The sequence below is a fragment of the Micromonospora haikouensis genome, from assembly GCF_000876225.1.
GTDB classification, from domain to species: Bacteria; Actinomycetota; Actinomycetes; order Mycobacteriales; family Micromonosporaceae; genus Micromonospora; species Micromonospora haikouensis.
On the sequence record NZ_JXSX01000001.1, the window covers coordinates 2,620,627 to 2,645,438 of the forward strand.

Annotated in this window: 2 protein-coding genes; both read left to right on the plus strand. The window is 75.3% G+C overall.

The window, feature by feature from the left end:
• Positions 1 to 96: 96 nt before the first annotated feature.
• Positions 97 to 954 (plus strand): metallophosphoesterase family protein, encoded by an 858-nt coding sequence (locus TK50_RS11365; protein WP_043962712.1) that lies wholly within the window; start codon positions 97 to 99, stop codon positions 952 to 954.
• 247 nt (positions 955 to 1,201) lie between these two features.
• Positions 1,202 to 24,790 (plus strand): type I polyketide synthase, encoded by a 23,589-nt coding sequence (locus tag TK50_RS11370; RefSeq protein ID WP_043962713.1) that lies wholly within the window; start codon positions 1,202 to 1,204, stop codon positions 24,788 to 24,790.
• Positions 24,791 to 24,812: the final 22 nt, after the last annotated feature.

Genomic DNA, 24,812 nt, shown 5'->3' on the forward strand with positions numbered 1-24,812 from the left:
CGTAGGGTCGGAGCCCGACAGGTTGTCGTCCCGCTTGGCGCGGGGCGGGCGGAGGCGGGGGTGCGCGCGGGTGCCCGGAGACACGGGAGGTGCCCTGTGACCGGCTCCCAGAGCGGCCAGCTCCTCGCGATCAGCGACCTGCACGTCGTGTACGCGGAGAACAAGGCCATCGTCGAGGCCCTGCGCCCCGACAACGACGACGACTGGCTGATCGTCGCCGGTGACGTCGGCGAGTTCGCCAAGGACATCGAGTGGGCGCTCGGCCTGCTCCGCGACCGGTTCGCCCGGGTGATCTGGGCGCCGGGCAACCACGAACTGTGGACGCCCCGCGACGACACCGTCCAGTTGCGTGGCGAGGAACGCTACCGGCACCTCGTCGCGTTGTGCCGCAGCCTGGGCGTGGTCACGCCGGAGGATCCGTACCCGGTGTGGGACCCGGACGGGGATCCCGTCCTGATCGCCCCGCTCTTCGTCGGGTACGACTACACGTGGCGGCCCCCGGGGACGTACACCCGGGAGCAGGCGTTGGCGCGGGCGCACGAGACCGGCGTGGTCTGCACCGACGAGATCCTGCTGCACCCCGACCCGTACCCGAGCCGGGACGCCTGGTGCCGGGCGCGGGTGATCCAGACCGAGCGGCGGCTCGACGCCGAGCGCGGCGGCCTGCCCACCATTCTGGTGAACCACTACCCGCTGGTCCGCGAGCCCACCCGGGTCCTGCGCTATCCCGAGTTCGCCCAGTGGTGCGGCACCGACCTGACCGCCGACTGGCACCTGCGCTACGACACCCGCGTCGCCGTCTACGGCCATCTGCACATCCCGCGCACCACCTGGTACGACGGCGTCCGGTTCGAGGAGGTGTCCGTCGGCTACCCGCGCGAGTGGCGTCGCCGCGCCACCCCGCCGGGACGGCCCCGCCAGATCCTCCCGGCCCCCGCCCGACCCCACGGCTGACCGCCGGGAACGGGCGTCCCCGAGGGCCCTCCCACCGGCCTCATCCTGCGGTTATCGCCCCTCCGGGAGGCGCCGCGCGGGGGCTGAATGAGGGGTCCCGTAGGGGTTGGGCCGCCGTAGCGCGCTCAGTACCGTCCACTCACGGTGAGGGTCGGATACCGGCAATTCCCAGGGCCGGATGCCTGCGGTGGTGGCTTCCTCAGTGTTCGGCGGAATCGATCGGTAGCAAGCTCCGGGCGGGTGGGTCATGGCGGACGAAGAGAAGCTCCTCGAACACCTCAAGTGGGTGACCACCGAGCTCCGCCAGGCGCACCGGCGCCTGCGGGAGCTGGAGAGCGCCGAACCCGAACCGATCGCCGTCGTCGCGATGGCGTGCCGGTTCCCCGGCGGCGTCGGCTCCCCCGAGGACCTGTGGGACCTCGTGGCCGCCGGCACCGACGCGACCGGTCCGTTCCCCACCGACCGGGGCTGGGACCTGGCCCGGCTGTACGACCCGGACCCCGACCACCCCGGCACCTCGTACAGCGACCGGGGCGGGTTCCTCGACGACGCCGGCCACTTCGACCCGACCCTGTTCGGCATCTCCCCCCGCGAGGCCCTCGCGATGGACCCGCAGCAGCGGCTGCTGCTGGAGACCACCTGGGAGGTGTTCGAACGCGCCGGCATCGACGCCGGGTCGCTGCGCGGCAGCCGCACCGGCGTGTTCGTCGGCACCGCCGGGCAGGACTACGCCTCCGTGCTGCGCCGCCTCCCCGAGGGCGCCGAAGGCTACGTGCTGACCGGCACCGCCGCCAGCGTCATCTCCGGCCGGCTCGCCTACTCGTTCGGCCTGGAGGGGCCGGCCGTCACCATCGACACCGCCTGCTCGTCGTCGCTGGTCGCCCTGCACCTGGCCGGTCAGGCCCTGCGCGACGGCGAGTGCACCCTCGCCGTGGCCGGCGGCGTCAGCGTGATGGCCACCCCCGGCGGGTTCGTCGAGTTCTCCCGCCAGCGGGGGCTGGCCGCCGACGGCCGGTGCAAGGCGTTCTCCGCCGACGCCGACGGCACCGGCTGGGCCGAGGGCGTCGGGATGGTGCTCGTCGAGCGGCTGTCCGACGCCCGCCGCAACGGCCACCCCGTGCTCGCCGTGATCCGGGGCAGCGCCGTCAACTCCGACGGGGCCAGCAGCGGCCTCACCGCCCCGAACGGCCCCGCCCAGCAGCGCGTCATCCGCCAGGCCCTCGACAACGCCGGCCTCACCCCGGCCGACGTGGACGTCGTGGAGGCGCACGGCACCGGCACCCGGCTCGGCGACCCGATCGAGGCGCAGGCGCTGCTGGCCACGTACGGCAGGGACCGGCCCGCCGACCGGCCGCTGTGGCTCGGCTCGCTGAAGTCGAACCTCGGCCACACGCAGGCCGCCGCCGGGGTCGCCGGGGTGATCAAGATGGTCCTCGCGATGCGGCACGGGCTGCTCCCGGCGACCCTGCACGCCGACGAGCCCACGCCGCACGTCGACTGGACGGGCGGCGCGGTCGCCCTGCTCACGCAGGCCCGCCCGTGGACCGGGGACGCCGGCCGGCCCCGCCGCGCCGCCGTCTCCTCCTTCGGCATGAGCGGCACCAACGCCCACCTCGTCCTGGAACAGGCCCCGCCGCCCGAGCCCGCCGCCGCGACCGAGGCCCCCGCGCGGGAACTCCCGGCGGTGCCGGTGCTGCTCTCCGCCGCGCACCCCGCCGCCCTCGCCGCGCAGGCGGGCCGTTGGGCGGCCTGGCTGGACGCCGACGCCGACGCGCGTCCCGTGGACGTGGCGTGGTCGTCGGTCACCGCCCGCGCCGCCCTGGACAGCCGCGCGGTGGTCGTGGCGACGGGCCGCGAGGACCTCCTCGCCGGGTTGCGCGCCCTGGCGGCGGGCGAGCCGTCCGGCGCGGTCGTCGCCGGCCGCGCCGCCGACCGGGGTCCGCTCGCCGTGCTGTTCTCCGGTCAGGGCGCGCAGCGGGCGGGCATGGGTCGTGAGTTGTACGCGTCGTTCCCGGTGTTCGCGTCGGTGCTGGACGAGGTGTGCGGGCACCTGGACCGTGGGTTGCCGCAGCCGCTGCGGCCGGTGTTGTTCGCGGAGGCGGGGACGCCGGAGGCCGAGCTGCTGGGGCAGACGGTGTTCACGCAGGCGGGCCTGTTCGCGGTCGAGGTGGCCCTGTTCCGTCTCGTGGAGTCGTTCGGTGTGGTGCCGGACTTCGTGGGTGGGCATTCGGTCGGTGAGATCGTCGCGGCGCATGTGGCGGGGGTGTTGTCGCTGGAGCATGCGTGTGCGTTGGTGGTGGCGCGGGGCCGGTTGATGCAGGCGTTGCCGGCCGGTGGTGGGATGTTGGCGGTCAACGCGGCTGAGTCGGACGTGTTGGCGTCGCTGGACGGGCTGTCCGACCGGGTCGGGATCGCCGCCGTCAACGGTCCGGCCTCCGTCGTCGTGTCGGGTGCGGTGGACGCCCTCGACGTGCTGGAGCAGGCGTGGCGGGGGCGGGGGGTGCGGACCCGTCGGCTGGCGGTGAGTCACGCGTTCCACAGCCCGTTGATGGAGCCGATGCTGGAGAAGTTCCGGGCGTTGGTCAGCCGGTTGACGTTCTCCGCGCCGGTGCTGCCGTTGGTGTCGAACGTGACCGGGGCGCTGGCCGATCCCGACGAGGTCCGCAGCGTCGACTACTGGGTGCGGCATGTCCGCGAGGCGGTGCGGTTCGCCGACGGGGTGGCGGCGTTGCGGTCGGCGGGGGTGGACACGTTCCTGGAGGTCGGCCCGCAGAGTGTGTTGACGGCGTTGACGGCGGAGGCGCTGCCTGACGGCGGGGACGTGGTCGCGGTGGCCGCTCAGCGTCGGGATCGGCCGGAGGTCGCCGGTCTGCTGGCCGCGCTGGCGGAGCTGCACGTGCACGGGGTGTCGGTGGGGTGGCGGTCGTGGTTCGCCGACACGGGCGCGTCCCGGGTGGACCTGCCCACGTACGCGTTCCAGCGGGAGCGGTTCTGGCCCGAGGCGGGCACGTGGCAGGTGGGCGACGTGTCGGCCGCCGGCCTGGGCGTGGCGGGGCATCCGCTGCTCGGCGCGGCGGTGCGCCTCGCCGGTGACGACGAGGCGGTGCTGACGGGTCGCCTGTCGGTGTCGACGCACCCGTGGCTGGCCGACCATGTGGTGTCGGGTGCGGTGGTGGTGCCGGGTGCGGCGCTGGTCGAGCTGGTGGTGCGGGCGGGCGACGAGGTGGGTGCCTCCCGGGTGCGGGAGTTGACGATCGCCGCCCCGTTGACCCTGCCGGCCGCCGAGGCCGTGCGGGTGCAGGTGCGCGTCGGCGCGGCCGACGACTCCGGTGCCCGCGAGGTGACGGTGCACGCCCAGCCCGACGACGAGCCGGACGCGGAGTGGATCCGGCACGCCGAGGGTGTGCTGGAGCCGGCCGCCGCCGAGGAGCCGACCGTCGGCGCGTGGCCGCCCGCCGGGGCGACCGAGGCGGAACTGGCCGGCTGGTATCCGGCGTTCGCGGAGCACGGCCTGGCGTACGGGCCGGTGTTCCAGGGGCTGCGCCGGGTGTGGACCAACCCCGACGGCGACGTGTACGCCGAGGTCGCCCTGCCCGACGAGGCGGCGGCCGACGCCACCGGCTTCGGGGTGCACCCGGCGCTGCTGGATGCCGCCCTGCACCCGATCGGGTTGCTCGACGCCGGCACCGGCACCGGGCCTCGGGTGCCGTTCGCGTTCACCGGTGTGCAGGTGCACGCCGCCGGTGCCCGCGCGCTGCGGGTGCGGTTGAGCCGCGCCGGTGCCGGGGTGCGGCTCGTCGCGGTCGACGAGTCCGGGTCGCCGGTCGTCTCCGTCGACTCCCTCGTCCTGCGGGAGATGGGCACCGTCTCGACCCCGAGCGCGGCCGACCGTTCCCTGTTCGAGGTGACCTGGCACGCCGAGGACGTGACCCCGGCCGCCGAGGTGCCCGGTGTGGTGGCGCTCGGCGAGGTCGGGCTGCCTGACGACGTGTCCGCGTACGCGGACGTGCCGGCCCTGGTGGCGGCCGTGGAGGCGGGCACGGCCGCGCCGAGGCTCGTGCTGCTGCCGACCACCGCTGCGGGGACGTCGGTGCCGGACGCGGTGCGGGATGTCGTCGCGGGCGTGTTGGGTGTGGTGCAGGGGTGGCTCGCCGCTGACGTCCTCGCCGATTCGCGGTTGGTGGTGGTGACCCGGGGTGCCGTGGTGGTGCGGGACGAGGACCGGGTGACCGATCTGGCGGGTGCGGCGGTGTGGGGTCTGTTGCGTTCGGCGCAGTCGGAGCACCCCGACCGCATCGTGCTCGCCGACCTCGACGGCCCGCTGGACGCCGACGCGGTGGCGCTGCTCGCGGCGGTGGCCGCCGACCCCGCCCCCACCGGCGGGCAGCTCGCCGTCCGCGAGGGCGTGGTGCGCGTACCCCGGTTGACGCGGCTGACCGGCGACGAGCTGACGCCCCCGGCGTCGGGCCTCTGGCACCTCGCGCCCGTCGCCCCCGGCACGATCGACGGCGTCGACCTGGTCGCCGCCCCGGCCGCGAAGCTCGGGGCCGGGCAGGTCCGCATCGCCGTACGCGCCACCGGCGTGAACTTCCGTGACGTCCTCATCGCGCTCGGCATGTATCCGGACGCGGCGGCCCGGATGGGCAGCGAAGGCGCGGGCGTCGTGCTGGAGGTCGGTCCCGGCGTCGACGGCCTCGCACCCGGCGACCGGGTGTTCGGCATGTTCGAGCCGGGCTTCGGCCCGCAGGTCGTCGCCGAGCGGCAGCGGGTGGCCAGGATCCCCGCCGGCTGGTCCTACGCCGAGGCCGCCTCCGTCCCGCTGGTGTTCCTGACGGCGTACTACGCGTTGCACGATCTGGCGGGTCTGCGGTCGGGTGAGTCGGTGTTGATCCACTCGGGTGCGGGTGGGGTGGGCATGGCGGCGATCCAGCTCGCGCACCACTTCGGCGCGACTGTCTACGCGACGGCGAGTCCCGGTAAGTGGGGGACGCTGCGGGGTCTGGGGGTCGCGCAGGAGCGGATCGGGTCGTCGCGGTCGACGGAGTTCGAGGCGGTGTTCGCGTCCGCCTCCGGTGGTGCCGGGGTGGATGTGGTCCTCGATGCCCTCGCGGGTGAGTTCGTGGACGCGTCGTTGCGGTTGTTGCCGCGCGGCGGCCGGTTCATCGAGATGGGCAAGACCGACATCCGCGACGCAGACGCGGTCGCGCAGCTCCACCCGGGGGTCGCCTACCGGGCGTTCGACCTGAACGAGGCGGGCAGCGAGCGCATCGGGCAGATGCTGGGCGAGTTGTTGGCGTTGTTCGAGAGCGGTGCGCTGTCGCCTTTGCCGGTGCGGGTGTGGGACGTGCGGCAGGCCCGGCAGGCGTTGCGGCACCTGAGTCAGGCGAAGCACGTCGGCAAGGTGGTGCTGACGGTTCCGGCTGCTGTCGATCCGGACGGCACGACCCTGGTGACCGGGGCGTCGGGCACCCTGGCCGGGGTGGTGGCGCGGCATCTGGTGGCCACGGGTCAGGCTCGTCGGTTGGTGTTGGCGTCGCGTCGGCTGCCGGTCGAGGGTTCCGACTATGCGGCGCTGGTGGCGGAGCTGGCCGAGGCGGGTGCGCAGGTCAGTGCGGTGTCGGTGGACGTCGCCGACCCGGCGCAGGTGGCGGCGCTGGTCGCTGGCATCGACCCGGCGCACCCGTTGACGGCCGTGGTGCACTGCGCGGGCGTCCTCGCCGACTCGGTCGTCACGTCCCTCACCGCCGACGACGTGGCTACGGTGCTGCGGCCGAAGGTGGACGGTGCGTGGGCGTTGCACGAGGCGACGGCGGGGTTGGATCTGTCGGCGTTCGTGGTGTTCTCGTCGATCGCGGCGACGTTGGGTTCGCCGGGTCAGGGCAACTACGCGGCGGCGAACGCGTTCCTCGACGCCCTCGCCCAGCACCGCCGCGCCCAGGGGCTGCCGGCGACCAGCATCGGCTGGGGCATGTGGGCCACCACCAGCGCCATGACCGCCCACCTCGACCGCGACGACGCGCAGCGGCTGCGGCGGCTCGGCATGGCCGGCCTCACCGCGGACGAGGGCGCGGCCCTGCTCGACGCGGCCACCGCCAGGGCCCTGCCGGCGATCGCGGCGGCCCGCCTCCGCATCACCGGGGACGCCGGCCAGGTCCCGCCGATCCTGCGGCTGCTCGCCCGCGCCGGCGGACGCCGCCAGGCGGGCGGCGCGACCGGCGGCACCGGCACCTCCTGGTCGGACCGCCTCGCCGGCCTCGCGCCCGACGAGGCGCGGCGGTTGTTGGTGGAGCTCGTGTGTGGTCAGGCGGCGGCGGTGTTGGGGCACGCGTCGGCGCAGGCGGTTGCGGGTGGGCGGGCGTTCAAGGAGTTGGGGTTCGACTCGCTCACCTCCGTGGAGTTGCGTAACCGGTTGGCCTCGGCGACGGGGCTGCGGTTGACGGCGACGCTGGTGTTCGACTATCCGACGCCGGAGCGCCTGGCCGAGCACCTGCGCGAGCGGCTGGGCGAGACCGCCAGCGCCGCCCCGGCCGCCGCCCGCGCCGCCGGCCCGGCGGGCACCGACGAGCCCATCGCCATCGTCGGCATGTCGTGCCGGTTCCCGGGTGGGGTGTCCAGCCCGGAGCAGTTGTGGGATCTGGTGGCGTCGGGTGGGGATGCGATCGGTGGTTTCCCGGGGGACCGGGGTTGGGATCTCGACGCGTTGTATGACCCGGATGCGGATCGGGCGGGGACGTCGACGACGCGGCAGGGTGGTTTCCTGTACGACGCGGCGGAGTTCGACCCGGGGTTCTTCGGGATCAGTCCTCGTGAGGCCCTGGCGATGGATCCGCAGCAGCGGTTGTTGCTGGAAACGTCGTGGGAGGCGTTCGAGCACGCCGGCATCGACCCCGCCACCGGCCACGGCACCGTCACCGGCGTCTTCATCGGCGCCGCCTCCTCCGGCTACGCCGCCACCGGCAGCGACGGCCTCGAAGGGCTCGAAGGGCACCTGCTCACCGGCACCGCCGGCAGCGTCGCCTCCGGCCGCGTCGCCTACACCTTCGGCTTCGAGGGCCCGGCCGTCACCGTCGACACGGCGTGCTCGTCGTCGCTGGTCGCCCTGCACCTCGCGGCGCAGGCGCTGCGCTCCGGCGAATGCGACATGGCCCTCGCCGGTGGCGTCGCGCTGATGGCCCAGCCGGGCATGTTCTCCGAGTTCTCCCGCCAGGGCGGCCTCGCCCCCGACGGCCGGTGCAAGGCGTTCGCCGCCGCCGCCGACGGCACCGGCTGGGGCGAGGGCGTCGGCATCCTCCTCGTCGAGCGCCTCTCCGACGCCCGGCGGCGCGGCCACCGGGTCCTCGCCGTCGTGCGGGGCAGCGCCGTCAACTCCGACGGCGCGTCCAACGGGCTCACCGCGCCGAACGGGCCGTCGCAGCAGCGCGTCATCCGGCAGGCCCTCGCCAACGCCCGGCTGACCCCGGCCGACGTGGACGCCGTCGAGGCGCACGGCACCGGCACCACCCTCGGCGACCCCATCGAGGCACAGGCGCTGCTCGCCACCTACGGGCAGGACCGGCCGGCCGACCGGCCGCTGCTGCTCGGGTCGATCAAGTCGAACATCGGGCACACCCAGGCCGCCGCCGGCGTCGCCGGGGTGATCAAGATGGTGCTCGCGCTGCGGCACGGGCTCGTCCCGCCCACCCTGCACGTCGACGCGCCGTCGGAGCACATCGACTGGACCTCCGGGGCCGTCACCCTCACCACCACCGCCGCGCCCTGGCCGGCCGTCGACCGGCCCCGCCGCGCCGCCGTGTCCTCCTTCGGCATCAGCGGCACCAACGCCCACGCCATCATCGAGCAGGCCCCCGCCGACACCCCGACGCCCCGCCCCGAACGCCCGGCGGTGCCGTCGCCCGGCCTGGTCGCCGCCGACGCCGCACCGCTGCTCGTGTCGGCCCGCAGCGCCCGCGCCCTGCGCGACCAGGCGGCCCGGCTGCGGACCCACCTCGCCGACGGCCCGGCCCACGACCTCGTCGACCTCGCGTACTCGCTCGCCACCGGCCGCGCCCACCACCCGTACCGGCAGGTCACCGTGGCCGCCGACCGGGAGTCCGCGCTGGCCGGGCTCGCCGCGATCGCCGAGGCCGACCACCACGCCGGCATCCCCGACGGTACGCCGAAGGTCGTCTTCGTCTTCCCCGGCCAAGGCTCCCAGTGGGCCGGCATGGCCCTCGACCTGCTGGAGTCCTCGCCGGTCTTCCGGGACCGGATGGACCAGTGCGCGGCGGAACTGTCCCGGCTGGTCGACTGGAACCCCGAGGACGTCCTGCGCGGCGCGCCCGACGCCCCACCGATGGACCGGGTGGACGTCGTCCAGCCGCTGCTCTTCTCCGTCATGGTCTCCCTCGCCGAGGTGTGGAAGTCGTGCGGCGTACGGCCCGACGCCGTCATCGGCCACTCGCAGGGCGAGATCGCCGCCGCCTGCGCCGTCGGCGCGCTCACCCTGCCCGACGCGATGCGGCTCGTCGTCGCCCGCAGCCGGGGCCTGCTCGCCATCTCCGGGCTGGGCGGCATGGTGTCCGTGCCGCTGTCCGCCGCCGACACCGAGCAGCTCATCGCGCCCTGGGCCGGTGCCCTGTCCGTCGCCGCCGTGAACGGGGCCGCCGTGACCGTGGTGTCGGGCGACGCCGGCCCCGTCGACGAACTGCTCGCCACCTGCGCGGAACGCGACATCCGGGCCCGCCGGATCGCCGTGGACTACGCCTCCCACTGCGGGCACGTCGAGGCCGTCCGCGAGGACCTGGCCGCCGCGCTCGGCACGATCGAGGCCCACCCCACCGAGGTGGCGTTCCACTCCACCGTCACCGGCGAGCCCATCGACACCGTCGAGCTGGACGCCGACTACTGGTATCGGAACCTGCGCGAACCGGTGCGCCTCGCCCCCGTCGTGGACGCGCTGATCGCCGCCGGCTACCGCACGTTCGTCGAGGTCAGCCCCCACCCCGTGCTCAAGGTGGTGGTGCAGGACGCGCTCGACCGGGCCGCCGACGGCCAGCCCGGCGGCGTCGTGGTCGGGTCGCTGCGCCGCGACGAGCACGGCCCCCGCCAGCTCCTCGCCGCGCTCGGCGGCCTGCACACGGCCGGCGTACCGGTCGACTGGGCCGCCGTCCTCGCCGGCTCCGGCGCGTCCCGGGTGGACCTGCCGACGTACGCGTTCCAGCGGGAGCGGTTCTGGCCCGAGGCGGGCACGTGGCACGCGGGCGACGTGTCGGGGGCGGGGCTCGCCGCTCCTGGGCATCCGCTGTTGGGTGCGGCGGTGCGCCTGGCGGGTGACGACGAGGTCGTGCTGACGGGTCGGCTGTCGGTGTCGACGCATCCGTGGCTGGCCGATCATGTGGTGTCGGGTGCGGTGGTGGTGCCGGGTGCGGCGCTGGTCGAGCTGGTGGTGCGGGCGGGTGACGAGGCCGGCGCTTCCCGGGTGCGGGAGTTGACGATCGCCGCCCCGCTGACGCTGCCGGCCGCCGAGGCCGTACGGGTGCAGGTGCGGGTCGGCGCGGCCGACGACTCCGGTGCCCGTGAGGTGACGGTGCACGCCCAGCCCGACGGGGACGGGGACGGGGACGGGGACGCGGAGTGGGTCCGGCACGCGGATGGCGTGCTGGAGCCGGCCGTGGCCGAGGAGCCGACGGTGGGGGTGTGGCCGCCGGTCGGCGTGTCCGAGGTGGACCTGTCGGGTTGGTACGACGCGCTCGTCGGGCATGGGCTGGCGTACGGGCCGGTGTTCCAGGGCCTGCGCCGGGTGTGGGCGGGCGACGGCGACGTCTACGCCGAGGTGGCCCTGCCCGACGACGTCGCCGAGAGCGCCGGCCGGTTCGGGCTGCACCCGGCGCTGCTGGATGCCGCCCTGCATCCGATCGGGCTGTTGTCGGCGGAGGAGGCGTCGGGGCCTCGGGTGCCGTTCGCGTTCGCCGGTGTGCAGATGCACGCGGCGGGCGCGTCGGTGCTGCGGGTGCGGTTGAGTCGTGCCGGTTCCGGGGTGCGTCTCGTCGCGGTCGACGACTCCGGGTCGCCGGTCGTCTCCGTCGACTCGCTCGTCCTGCGGGAGCTGACCGGCGTCGCCGCGCCCAACGCCGCCGACCGGTCGGTGTTCGAGCTCACCTGGCACGCCGAGGACGTGACCCCGGCCGCCGACGTGTCGGGCGCGGTGGCGCTCGGCGAGGTCGCCCTGCCCGGCGACGTGCCGGCGTACCCGGACGTTGCGGCCCTGGCCGCCGCCGTCGAGGCGGGCCGGCCCGCGCCGAGCATCGTCCTGCTGCCGGCCGGCCCGAGCGCGCCCGGCGACGCCGGCTCCGCCCCGGACCGGACCCCCGGGAGCACCCCGGACCGCGACCTGCCCGGCCTGGTCCGGGCCGCGGCGTCGGACATCCTCGTGGCCGTCCAGGCGTGGCTGGCCGCCGACGCCCTCGCCGACACGAAGCTCGTCGTGACGACCCGCGACGCCGTGGCGGCGCTGCCCGGCGACCGGGTGACCGACCTGGCGGGTGCGGCGGTGTGGGGTCTGTTGCGTTCGGCGCAGTCGGAGCACCCCGACCGCATCGTGCTCGCCGACCTCGACGGCCCGCTGGACGCCGACGCGGTGGCGCTGCTCGCGGCGGTGGCCGCCGACCCCGCCCCCACCGGCGGGCAGCTCGCCGTCCGGGGCGGCACCGTCCTCGCGCCCCGGGTCACCCGCCCCGCCGGCGACGCCCTCACCCCGCAGGGCGACCTGTGGCACGTGGCCGCCGTCGCCCCGGGCACGATCGACGGCGTCGACCTGCTGCCCGGCACCGCCCAGCCCCTCGCCCCGGGCGAGGTCCGCATCGCCGTGCGCGCGGCCGGGGTGAACTTCCGGGACGTGTTGATCGCGTTGGGGATGTATCCGGATCCGTCGGCGGTGATGGGTAGCGAGGGTGCGGGTGTGGTGCTGGAGGTCGGCCCGGGTGTGGATGATCTGAGCCCGGGTGATCGGGTGTTCGGCCTGTTCGAGCCGGGTTTTGGGCCGCGGGTGGTGGCGCAGCGGTTGCGGGTGGCGCGGGTGCCGTCGGGGTGGTCGTTTGTCGAGGCGGCGTCGGTGCCGGTGGTGTTCCTGACGGCGTACTACGCGTTGCGTGATCTGGCGGGTTTGCGGTCGGGTGAGTCGGTGTTGATCCACTCGGGTGCGGGTGGCGTGGGGATGGCGGCGATCCAGCTTGCGCAGCACTTCGGTGCGACCGTGTATGCGACGGCGAGTCCTGGTAAGTGGGGGACTTTGCGGGGCCTTGGGGTGGCTCCGGAGCGGATCGGGTCGTCGCGGTCGACGGAGTTCGAGGCGGTGTTCGCGTCCGCGTCCGGTGGCGCGGGTGTGGATGTGGTCCTCGATGCGCTTGCGGGTGAGTTCGTGGACGCGTCGTTGCGGTTGTTGCCGCGCGGCGGCCGGTTCGTCGAGATGGGCAAGACCGACGTACGCGACCCGGAACTGGTCGCCCGCCAACACCCCGGCGTGACGTACCAGGCGTTCGAGCTGAACGCCGCCGGCGGCGAGCGCATCGGGCAGATGCTCGGTGAGTTGTTGGCGTTGTTCGAGAGTGGTGCGCTGCGGCCGTTGCCGGTGCGGGTGTGGGACGTGCGGCAGGCGCGGCAGGCGCTGCGGCACCTGAGCCAGGCGAAGCACGTCGGCAAGGTGGTGCTGACGGTTCCGGCTGCGGTGGACCCGGACGGCACGACCCTGGTGACCGGGGCGTCGGGCACCCTTGCCGGGGTCGTGGCCCGGCACCTCGTCGCCACGGGCCAGAGCCGTCGGTTGGTGTTGGCGTCGCGTCGGCTGCCGGTCGAGGGTTCCGATTACGCGGCCCTGGTCGCGGAGCTGACCGGGGCCGGGGCGCAGGTCACTGCCGTGTCGGTGGACGTCGCCGACCCGGTGCAGGTGGCGGGCCTGGTCGCCGGCATCGACCCGGTGCATCCGTTGACGGCGGTGGTGCACACGGCCGGGGTGATCGCCGACGCGACGATCGGCTCCCTCTCCGTCGACGGCGTGGCTGCGGTCATGCGGCCGAAGGTCGACGGTGCGTGGGCGTTGCACGAGGCGACGGCGGGGTTGGATCTGTCGGCGTTCGTGGTGTTCTCGTCGATCGCGGCGACGTTGGGTTCGCCCGGTCAGGGCAACTACGCGGCGGCGAACGCGTTCCTGGATGCCCTCGCCCAGCACCGCCGTGCCCAGGGACTGCCGGCCACCAGCCTCGCCTGGGGTCTCTGGGCCACCACCAGCACCATGACCGCCCACCTCGACGCCACCGAGCACCGGCGCGTCATCCGCGCCGGCAGCGCGCCGCTCACCGACGCCGAAGGGCTCGCGCTCCTCGACGCCGCGCAGCGGCACGGCGGCGCGCACCTCGTACTCATGAAGGTGCCGGCGGCCACGGGCGGACCGGTCCCCGCGCTGCTGCGCGACCTCGTGCGCCAGCCCCGCACCCGGCGGCGGGCGGCGACCCGGGCCGCCACCGACCTGTCGCTGGGCGAGCGGCTCGCCGCCCTCAGCCCCGCCGAACGGCGCGGCCGGCTCCTCGACCTCGTCGCCGGTGCCGTGGCGGCCGTGCTCGGCCACCGCTCCGCCGACACCGTCGACCCGCAGCGGCCGTTCAAGGAACTCGGCTTCGACTCGCTCACCTCCGTCGAGCTGCGCAACCGGCTCGCCACCGCCACCGGGCTGCGGCTGCCTGCCACCGTCGCCTTCGACTACCCGACGCCCGCCGTGCTCGCCGACTTCCTCGACCGGGAGATCGGCGGCCGGGCCACCCCCGCGCCGGCCCCCGCCGCTGCCGCCGCGCCCGGCGTCGACGAGCCCATCGCGATCGTCGGCATGGCGTGCCGCTTCCCCGGCGACGTGCGGACCCCCGAGCAACTGTGGGACCTCGTCACCGCCGGCGCGGACGTCATCGCGCCCTTCCCCACCGACCGCGGCTGGGACCTCACCGACCTGCGCGGCGACGCCGGAGACGACACGGCCACCCCGCAGCGCGGCGGGTTCCTCTACGACGCCGCCGACTTCGACGCCGCCTTCTTCGGCATCAGCCCCCGCGAGGCGCTCGCCATGGACCCGCAGCAGCGGCTGCTGCTGGAAACCTCGTGGGAGGCGTTCGAGCGGGCCGGCATCGACCCGCTGACCGCCCGGGGCAGCAGCACCGGCGTCTACGTCGGCCTGATCTACCACGACTACGCGGGCAAGGCCCTCGGCACGTCCGACGAGCTCGACGGGTACGTCGGCAACGGCAGCGCCGGCAGCGTCGCCTCCGGCCGCATCTCCTACCTGTTCGGCCTCGAAGGCCCCGCCGTCACCGTCGACACCGCCTGCTCGTCGTCGCTGGTCGCCCTGCACCTCGCCGCGCAGGCGCTGCGGCAGAACGAGTGCGGCCTCGCCCTGGCCGGCGGGGTCAGCGTCATGTCCACCCCCGGCATGCTCGCCGAGTTCTCCCGCCAGCGCGGCCTGTCGCCCGACGGGCGGTGCCGGGCGTTCGGTGCGGGCGCCAACGGCACCGGCTTCGCCGAGGGCGTCGGCATGCTGCTGCTGGAACGGCTCTCCGACGCCCAACGCAACGGTCACCGCGTCCTGGCCGTCGTCCGGGGCAGCGCGATCAACCAGGACGGGGCCAGCAGCGGCCTCACCGCCCCCAACGGCCCCTCGCAGCAGCGCGTCATACGGCAGGCCCTCGCCAACGCGCGCCTGACCCCGGCCGACGTGGACGCCGTCGAGGCGCACGGCACCGGCACGGCGCTCGGTGACCCGATCGAGGCGCAGGCGCTGCTGGCCACGTACGGGCAGGACCGGCCCGCCGACCGGCCGCTGCTGCTCGGCTCGATCAAGTCGAACATCGGCCACGCCCAGGCCGCCGCAGGCGTCGCCGGGGTGATCAAGATGGTCATGGCGATGCGGCACGGCCAGCTCCCCGCCACCCTGCACGTCGACACCCCGTCGGAGCACATCGACTGGTCGGCCGGGGCGGTGTCGCTGCTCGCCGAGCCCCGCCCCTGGCCCGAGGTGGACCGGCCGCGCCGGGCCGCCGTGTCGTCGTTCGGCATCAGCGGCACCAACGTCCACACCATCCTGGAGCAGGCGCCCGAGGCGACGCCCGCGCCGACCGTGACCGTCCCCGCCGCCATCACCACCGGCGACCTCACCACGCCCTGCGTGCTCTCCGCCCGCACCGGCGACGCCCTGGCCGAGCAGGCCCGCCGGCTGCGCGACTGGCTGGGGGAGAACCCGAGCGTCGGCCTGCCCGACCTCGGCCACGCCCTCGCCACCGGCCGGTCCGCGTTCGAACACCGCGCGGTGCTGCTGCCCCGCGACCGGCAGAGCCTCCTCGCCGGCCTGACCGCCGTCGCCGCCGACGAGCCGTCGTCCGTCGTCGTCCGGGGCACCGTCCGGCCCGGCCGGCTCGCCGTCCTCTTCTCCGGCCAGGGCGCGCAACGCCCCGGCATGGGCCGGGAGGCGTACGGGGCGTTCCCCGTGTTCGCCGCCGCGCTCGACGAGGCGTGCGGTCACCTCGACCCGCTGCTGCCCCGCCCGCTGCGCGACGTGCTGTTCGCCACCGAAGGCTCCCCCGACGCGGACCTGCTCGACCAGACGGTGTTCACCCAGGCCGGCCTGTTCGCCGTCGAGGTGGCCCTGTACCGCCTCGTCGAGTCGTTCGGGATCGTCCCCGACCTCGTGGGCGGCCACTCCGTCGGCGAGATCACCGCCGCGCACGTCGCCGGGGTGCTCTCCCTCGCCGACGCCTGCGCGCTGGTCGCCGCCCGGGGGCGGCTCATGCAGGCGCTGCCCGCCGGGGGCGGCATGCTCGCCGTCGCCGCCGGCGAGGCCGACGTCCGCGCCTCCATCGAGGGCCTGACCGACCGGCTCGGCATCGCCGCCGTCAACGGGCCTGCGGCCGTCGTCGTCTCCGGCGCCGCCGACGCCCTCGACGCCGTCGAGGCCGGCTGGCGGGATCGGGGCGTACGCACCCGCCGACTGCGGGTCAGCCACGCCTTCCACAGCCCGCTCATGGAACCGATGCTGGCCGAGTTCCGGGCCGTCCTCGACGGGCTCACCTTCCAGCCGCCGACGCTGCCCGTCGTGTCCAACCTGACCGGCGTCGCCGCCGACCCGGAAGACCTGTGCGACCCCGGGTACTGGGTGCGGCACGTCCGGGAGGCCGTCCGCTTCGCCGACGGGATCGCCTACCTGCGGCAGCGCCACGTCGGCACGTACCTGGAGGTCGGGCCGGACGGGGTGCTCGCCGGCATGATCTCCGACTGCCTCGCCGACACCGCGGAACCCGCCGCCGGGCCGGTGGTCGTGCCGACCCTGCGCCGGGGCCGCACCGAGGCGTCCGCGCTGCTCGCGGCCCTCGCCGAGGCGTACGCGGGCGGCGTGCCCGTCGACTGGACCACCCTCACCGGCGGCGGCGCGGCCGTGCGCCCGCTGGACCTGCCGACGTACCCGTTCCAGCGGCAGCGGTACTGGCCCGACGCGGCGGCCTGGCGGGCCGGCGACGTGTCCGGTGCCGGACTGGCCGCCCCGGGGCATCCGCTGCTCGGCGCGGCGGTGCGCCTGGCGGGTGACGACGAGATCGTGCTGACCGGTCGGCTGTCGGTGTCGACGCATCCGTGGCTGGCCGATCATGTCATCTCTGGTGCGGTGGTGGTGCCGGGTGCGGCGCTGGTCGAGCTGGTGGTGCGGGCGGGCGACGAGGTGGGTGCGTCGCGGGTGCGGGAGTTGACGATCGCCGCCCCGCTGACGCTCCCGGTCTCGGGCGGGGTGCGGGTGCAGGTGCGCGTCGGGTCGGCCGACGACTCCGGTGCCCGTGAGGTGACGGTGCACGCCCAGCCCGACGAGGATGCGGACGCGGAGTGGGTCCGGCACGCGGTTGGCGTGCTGGAGTCGGCCGTGGCCGAGGAGCCGGTGGTGGGGCAGTGGCCGCCGGTCGGCATGTCCGAGGTGGACCTGTCGGGCTGGTACGACGCGCTCGTCGGGCATGGGCTGGCCTACGGGCCGGTGTTCCAGGGGCTCCGGCGGGTGTGGACGGGCGACGGCGAGCTGTGTGCCGAGGTGGCCCTGCCGGAGTCGGCGGCGGACGCGTCCGCGTTCGGGGTGCACCCGGCGCTGCTGGACGCCGCCCTGCACCCGATCGGGCTGCTCGACGCCGGCACCGGGCCTCGGGTGCCGTTCGCGTTCAGCGGTGTGCAGGTGCACGCCGCCGGTGCGTCGGTGTTGCGGGTGCGGATGAGTCGTGCCGGTTCCGGGGTGCGTCTCGTCGCGGTCGACGACTCCGGGTCGCCGGTCGTCTCCGTCGACTCCCTCGTCCTGCGGGAGCTGACCGGTGTGGCCGCGCCCAGCGCCGTGGACCGTTCCCTGTTCGAGGTGACCTGGCAGCCGCAGGACGTCGCCCCCACCGCCGACGGATCCGGCTGGGTGGCGCTCGGCGAGGTCGGGCTGCCTGACGACGTGTCCGCGTACGCGGACGTGCCGGCGCTGGTGGCGGCCGTGGAGGCGGGGCGACCCGCTCCGGCTTTCGTGTTGCTGCCCGTCGGCGTCGCCGGAGGGCCTGTGCCGGACGCGGTGCGGGATGTCGTCGCGGGTGTGTTGGGTGTGGTGCAGGGGTGGCTTGCCGCCGATCTGCTCGCCGATTCGCGGTTGGTGGTGGTGACCCGGGGTGCCGTGGTGGCGCGGGACGAGGACCGGGTGACCGACCTGGCGGGTGCGGCGGTGTGGGGTCTGTTGCGTTCGGCGCAGTCGGAGCATCCCGACCGCATCGTGCTCGCCGACACCGACGAGGCCATCGGCCCGCAGGCGCTCGCCGTCCTGGCGACCGTCGCGGCCGACCTGTCCACCGTCGGCGGCCAGCTCGCGCTCCGGGGCGACGCGGTGTGCGTACCCCGGCTCGTGCGCCAGCCGGGCGCGGAGCTGACCCCGCCGGCGGACCGTGCGTGGCACGTCGCCGCCGCGCGCCCCGGCACGCTCGACGGCGTCGAGATCGTCGCCGCCGCCCCGGCCGCCCTCGCCCCCGGCGAGGTCCGCATCGAGGTACGTGCCGCCGGGGTGAACTTCCGGGACGTGTTGATTGCGTTGGGGATGTATCCGGATCCGTCGGCGGTGATGGGTAGCGAGGGTGCGGGTGTGGTGCTGGAGGTCGGGCCGGGTGTGGATGATCTGAGCCCGGGTGATCGGGTGTTCGGGTTGTTTGAGCCGGGTTTCGGGCCGCAGGTGGTGGCGCAGCGGTTGCGGGTGGCGCGGGTGCCGCGCGGGTGGTCGTTTGTCGAGGCGGCGTCGGTGCCGGTGGTGTTCCTGACGGCGTACTACGCGTTGCACGATCTGGCAGGGCTGCGGTCGGGTGAGTCGGTGCTGATCCACTCGGGTGCGGGTGGCGTCGGGATGGCGGCGATCCAGCTTGCGCAGCACTTCGGCGCGACGGTCTACGCGACGGCGAGTCCTGGTAAGTGGGGGACTTTGCGGGGCCTTGGGGTGGCTCCGGAGCGGATCGGGTCGTCGCGGTCGACGGAGTTCGAGGCGGTGTTCGCGTCCGCGTCCGGTGGCGCGGGTGTGGATGTGGTCCTCGATGCGCTTGCGGGTGAGTTCGTGGATGCGTCGTTGCGGTTGTTGCCGCGTGGCGGCCGGTTCGTCGAGATGGGCAAGACCGATGTGCGTGATGCCGACGCGGTCGCGCAGCTGCACCCGGGGGTGGTCTACCGGGCGTTCGACCTGAACGAGGCGGGCGGCGAGCGCATCGGGCAGATGCTGGGCGAGTTGTTGGCGTTGTTCGAGAGTGGTGCGCTGCGGCCGTTGCCGGTGCGGGTGTGGGACGTGCGGCAGGCGCGGCAGGCGTTGCGGCACCTGAGTCAGGCGAAGCATGTCGGCAAGGTGGTGCTGACCGTGCCGGTGGCCGCCGATGCCGAGGGCACGACGCTGGTCACGGGCGCTTCGGGCACCCTGGCCGGGGTGGTGGCGCGGCACCTGGTGGCCACGGGTCAGGCTCGTCGGTTGGTGTTGGCGTCGCGTCGGCTGCCGGTCGAGGGTTCCGATTACGCGGCCCTGGTCGCGGAGCTGACCGGGGCCGGGGCGCAGGTCACTGCCGTGTCGGTGGACGTCGCCGATGCGGGGCAGGTGGCGGCGCTGGTGGCCGGGGTGGACCCGGCGCATCCGTTGACGGCGGTGGTGCACACGGCCGGGGTGATCGCCGACGCGACGATCGGCTCGCTCTCCGTCGACGGCGTGGCTGCGGTGCTGCGGCCGAAGGTGGACGGTGCGTGGGCGTTGCACGAGGCGACGGCGGGGTTGGATCTGTCGGCGTTCGTGGTGTTCTCGTCGATCGCGGCGACGTTGGGTTCGCCGGGTCAGGGCAACTACGCGGCGGCGAACGCGTTCCTCGACGCTCTCGCCCAGCACCGCCGCGCCCAGGGGCTGCCGGCGACCAGCATCGGCTGGGGCATGTGGGCCACGGGCGGGATGGCCGCCCAGCTCAGCGCCGACGACCGGCAGCGCCTGGGTCGGCTCGGCATGACCGGCCTCACCGCCGATGAGGGCGCCGCCCTCCTCGACGCCGCGACCGCCGGGCCCCGGGCGGCGGTGGTCGCCGCCCGGCTGCGGATCACCGGCGACGCCGGGCAGGTCCCGCCGATCGTCCGGCTGCTGGCCCGGACCGGCGTACGCCGCCAGGCGGGTGCCGCGCGGGCCGGGGCCGGCTCGGGCTGGTCCGAGCGGCTGGTCGGGCTGTCGCGGGACGAGGCGCGTCGGTTGTTGGTGGAGCTCGTGTGTGGTCAGGCGGCGGCGGTGTTGGGGCATGCGTCGGCGCAGGCGGTTGCGGGTGGGCGGGCGTTCAAGGAACTCGGGTTCGACTCGCTCACCTCCGTGGAGCTGCGTAACCGGTTGGCCTCGGCGACGGGGCTGCGGTTGACGGCGACGCTGGTGTTCGACTACCCGACGCCGGAGCGCCTGGCCGAGCACCTGCACGAGCAACTCGGCCACTCCGCCGCCCCGGCCGCCACCACCCGGGCCGTAGCCCGGGACGACGACGACCCGATCGCGATCATCGGCATGTCCTGCCGGTTCCCGGGTGGGGTGTCCAGCCCGGAGCAGTTGTGGGATCTGGTGGCGTCGGGTGGGGATGCGATCGGTGGTTTCCCGGGGGACCGGGGTTGGGATCTCGACGCGTTGTATGACCCGGATGCGGATCGGGCGGGGACGTCGACGACGCGGCAGGGTGGTTTCCTGTACGAGGCGGCGGAGTTCGACCCGGGGTTCTTCGGGATCAGTCCTCGTGAGGCCCTGGCGATGGATCCGCAGCAGCGGTTGTTGCTGGAGACGTCGTGGGAGGCGTTCGAGCACGCCGGCATCGACCCGCGCGACACGAAGGCCACCACCGGCGTCTTCGCCGGCCTGATCCACCACGACTACGCGGGCCGCCTGGCGGCATCGGAGGAGTTGGAGGGCTACCTCGTCAACGGCACCGCCGGCAGCGTCGCCTCCGGTCGCGTGGCGTACGTCTTCGGCCTGGAGGGGCCGGCGGTAACCGTCGACACCGCGTGCTCGTCGTCGCTGGTCGCGCTGCACCTGGCCGCGCAGGCGCTGCGCTCCGGCGAGTGCGACCTGGCCCTGGCCGGCGGCGTCACCGTCATGGCCACGCCGAGCGCCTTCGTCGGCTTCTCCCGGCAGCGCGGGTTGTCGGCTGACGGGCGGTGCAAGTCGTTCGCGGCGTCGGCGGACGGGACGGGCTGGTCCGAGGGTGTGGGCATGCTGCTCGTGGAGCGGCTGAGCGACGCCCGCCGCAACGGTCACCGGGTCCTGGCCGTGGTGCGGGGCACGGCGGTGAACCAGGACGGTGCGTCGAACGGCCTGACGGCGCCGAATGGTCCGTCGCAGCAGCGGGTGATCCGGCAGGCCCTCGCCAACGCGCGCCTCACCCCGGCCGATGTGGACGCCGTGGAGGCGCACGGCACGGGCACGACGCTGGGTGACCCGATCGAGGCGCAGGCGCTGCTCGCCACCTACGGGCAGGACCGGGAGACTCCGCTGTTGCTGGGGTCGATCAAGTCGAACATGGGCCACACGCAGGCGGCGGCCGGTGTCGCCGGGATCATCAAGATGATCATGGCGATGCGGCACGGGGTGGTGCCGCCCACCCTGCACGTGGACGAGCCGTCGCCGCACATCGACTGGGCTGCGGGGGCGGTGGCTCTGGCCACGGAGGCGACGCCGTGGCCGGTGGTGGATCGGCCGCGTCGGGCGGCGGTGTCGTCGTTCGGGATCTCGGGGACGAACGCGCACGTGATCATCGAGCAGCCTCCGGTGGAGGTCGTCGAGGGTGTGGTGGTGGAGCGGGTGGTGCCGCCGGTGGTGCCGGTGCTGCTGTCCGCTCGCACCGATGGGGCTCTTGCCGGGCAGGCGGGTCGGTGGGCTCGGTGGTTGGCGGGTGACGGGTCGCTTGCCGCCGTCGATGTGGCGTGGTCGTCTGTGACGACGCGTCCGGCGTTGGAACAGCGGGCGGTGGTCGTCGCCGAGGGCCGGGACGATCTGCTGGCTGCCCTGCGGGCTCTGGCCACCGGTCAGCCGTCCGGTGCCGTGGTGGTCGGCACCCCGGAGCAGCGCGGCCAGCTCGCGGTCCTCTTCTCGGGCCAGGGCGCGCAGCGTGCCGGGATGGGTCGGGAGTTGGCGGAGGCGTTCCCGGTGTTCGCCGCCGCGCTGGACGAGGTGTGCGCCGGGCTGGACCCGCTGCTCCCGCAGCCGCTGCGGCCGGTGCTGTTCGCCTCGGAGGGCAGCCCCGAGGCAGGTCTGCTGGACCAGACGGTGTTCACGCAGGCGGGGTTGTTCGCGGTCGAGGTGGCGTTGTTCCGCCTGGTGGAGTCGTTCGGGGTGGTGCCGGACTTCGTCGGGGGCCACTCGGTCGGTGAGATCACCGCCGCGTACGTGGCGGGGGTGTTGTCTTTGGCGGACGCGTGCGCACTGGTTGCGGCGCGGGGTCGGTTGATGCAGGCGTTGCCGGCCGGCGGCGGGATGCTCGCGGTGGCCGCGCCCGAGGAGGCGGTGGCGGAGTCGATCGCCGGTCGCGCCGACGTCGGGATCGCCGCCGTCAACGGCCCGTCGGCCGTGGTCGTCTCCGGGGCCGTCGAGGCCCTGGACGAGGTCGAGCAGACCTGGCGGGACCGGGGCGTGCGCGTCCGCCGGCTGACCGTCAGCCACGCGTTCCACAGCCCGCTGATGGAGCCGATGCTGGCCGAGTTCCGAGCTGTCCTCGCCACGCTCAGCTTCGCGGCACCGTTGCTGCCGGTCGTGTCGAACCTGACCGGGGCGCTGGCTGACGCCGACGAGATCCGCACCGCCGACTACTGGGTGCGGCACGTCCGCGAGGCGGTGCGGTTTGCCGACGGCGTGACCGTGCTGCGCAAGGCCGGGGTGGGCACGTTCCTGGAGGTGGGGCCGCAGAGTGTGTTGACGGCTCTGGCCGCCGACGTGCTGCCCGGTGACGAGGGCGTCCTGACCGTCGCGGCCCAGCGCCGGGACCGGCCCGAGGCGACCGCGCTGCTGGCCGCCCTAGGCGAGCTGCACGTCAACGGGGTGCCGGTGTCGTGGCGGCAGTGGTTCGCCGGCACGGGCGCGTCCCGCATCGACCTGCCGACGTACGCGTTCCAGCACCAGCGGTTCTGGCCCGAGGCCGGGCCGGTGGTGCGCAAGGAGACCGACGGCGGGGACGCCGAGTTCTGGGCCGCCGTCGAACGCGGCGACCTCACCGCCCTCGCCGCCCAACTCGGCGACGACACCGCCCTCGACGCACTCGCCCCGGCCCTGCCCGCCCTCACCACCTGGCGACGGGCCCGCACCCGGGACGCGGCGGTGAACGGCTGGTCGTACCAGATCGGGTGGCGGCCGATCGACCCGGCCGACCCGCCGGTGGCGGCCGGCGGCTGGCTGCTCGTCGGGCCCGACGGCGACACCGCCGACGACATCGCCGCCGCGCTCGCCTCGGCCGGCGCGGACGTGCGGCGGCTGCCCGCCGACCCGGTCGGCGCCACCCGGGGTGGCCTGGCCCGGCGGCTCACCGCCGCGCTCGCCGACGGGCCCGTCACCGGCGTCGTCTCCCTGCTCGGCCTGGCCGACGACCCGCACCCGCAGCACCCGGCCGTGCCCGTCGGCACGGCGGCCACGCTGGCGCTGGCGCAGGCCCTGCACGATGCCGGGGCGAGCGCGACCCTGTGGTGCGTGACGCGGGGCGCGGTCGGCACCGGCGACGGCGACGCCGTCCGCAGCGCCGCCCAGGGCGGCCTGTGGGGCCTCGGCCGCGTCGCCGGCCTGGAACTGCCGCAACTGCGGGTCGGCCTGCTCGACCTGCCCGCCGCCGGAGCCGACGTGGACCCCGCCGGCAGCGCCGGCCGCGTCGACCCCGCCCGGCTCGCGGCGGCCCTCACCGCCGCCGGCGACGAGGACCAGCTCGCCGTGCGGCCCACCGGCGTGTACGCGCGCCGGCTGACCCGGGCCGTCCCCGCCGACGCGGCGGCGGCCGACCGGTGGCGGCCCTCCGGCACCGTGCTCGTCACCGGCGGCACCGGCGCGCTCGGCGCGCACGTGGCCCGCTGGGCCGCCGGCAGCGGGGCCGAACACCTGGTGCTGACCAGCCGGCGCGGCGAGGACGCGCCGGGGGCGGCGGAGCTGCGCGACGAGCTGACCGCCCTCGGCGTACGGGTCACCGTCGCCGCCTGCGACGTGGCCGACCGGGACGCGGTCGCCGCCCTGCTCGCCCGCGTCGACGCCGACCCGGCCCCGCTGACCGCCGTGGTGCACGCCGCCGGCCTCAACGACGTGGCCCCGCTCGTCGACACCGACCTCGGCCGGCTCGCCGGGGTGCTGACCGGCAAGATCGCCGGGGCGGTGCACCTCGACGAACTGCTCGGCGACCGGCCGCTCGACGCGTTCGTGCTGTTCGCGTCCATCGCCGGGATCTGGGGCAGCGGCGGGCAGGCCGGCTACGCGGCCGGCAACGCCTACCTCGACGCCATCGCCGAGCGCCGCCGCGCCCGCGGACTCGCCGCCACCTCCGTGGCGTGGGGACCGTGGGCCGACGGCGGGATGGCCACCGACGACGCCCAGCGGGAACTGGCCCGGCGCGGGCTGCGGGCGATGTCCCCCGCCGACGCCGTGCACGCCCTGCGGGTCGCCGTCGGGCGCGGGCGGGCCTGCCTCACCGTCGCCGACGTCGACTGGGCGACGTTCGCCCCGGCGTACGCGTCGGTGCGGCCCCGGCCGCTGCTGGCCGACCTGCCCGAGGCCCGGCCCGCCGAGCGCCCCGACGACGACGCCGCGCCGGCCGACGGCGGGCAGGCCCTGCGGGACCGGCTGCGCGCCCTGCCCCGCGACGAGCAGGACCGGCACCTCACCGACCTGGTCCGCGCCGAGGCCGCCGCCGTCCTCGGCCACCCCGGCCCGGAGCGGGTCAAGCCGCGGCGGGCGTTCAAGGACCTCGGCTTCGACTCGCTGACCGCCGTGGAGCTGCGCAACCGGCTCACCCGGGCCACCGGGCTGCCCCTGCCCACCACGCTCGTCTTCGACCACCCCGACCCGGCCGCCGTGGCCGACCACCTGCTCACCGCGCTGGTCCCCGAGGCGCACCGGGAGGAGGCGGCCGACCCGGCCGAGACGGCGGTACGCCAGGCCCTGGCCACCATCCCGCTGGCCCGCATCCGCGAGGCCGGGCTCCTCGACCTGCTGCTCAAGCTCACCAACGACGACACCGACCCCGCCCCCACCGGCGGGGACGTCGACATCGACGAGATGGACGCCGACACCCTCATCAGGCTGGCGCTCGACGGCTCCGAGTCCTGACCTTGCCCCACGTACGGAGTAA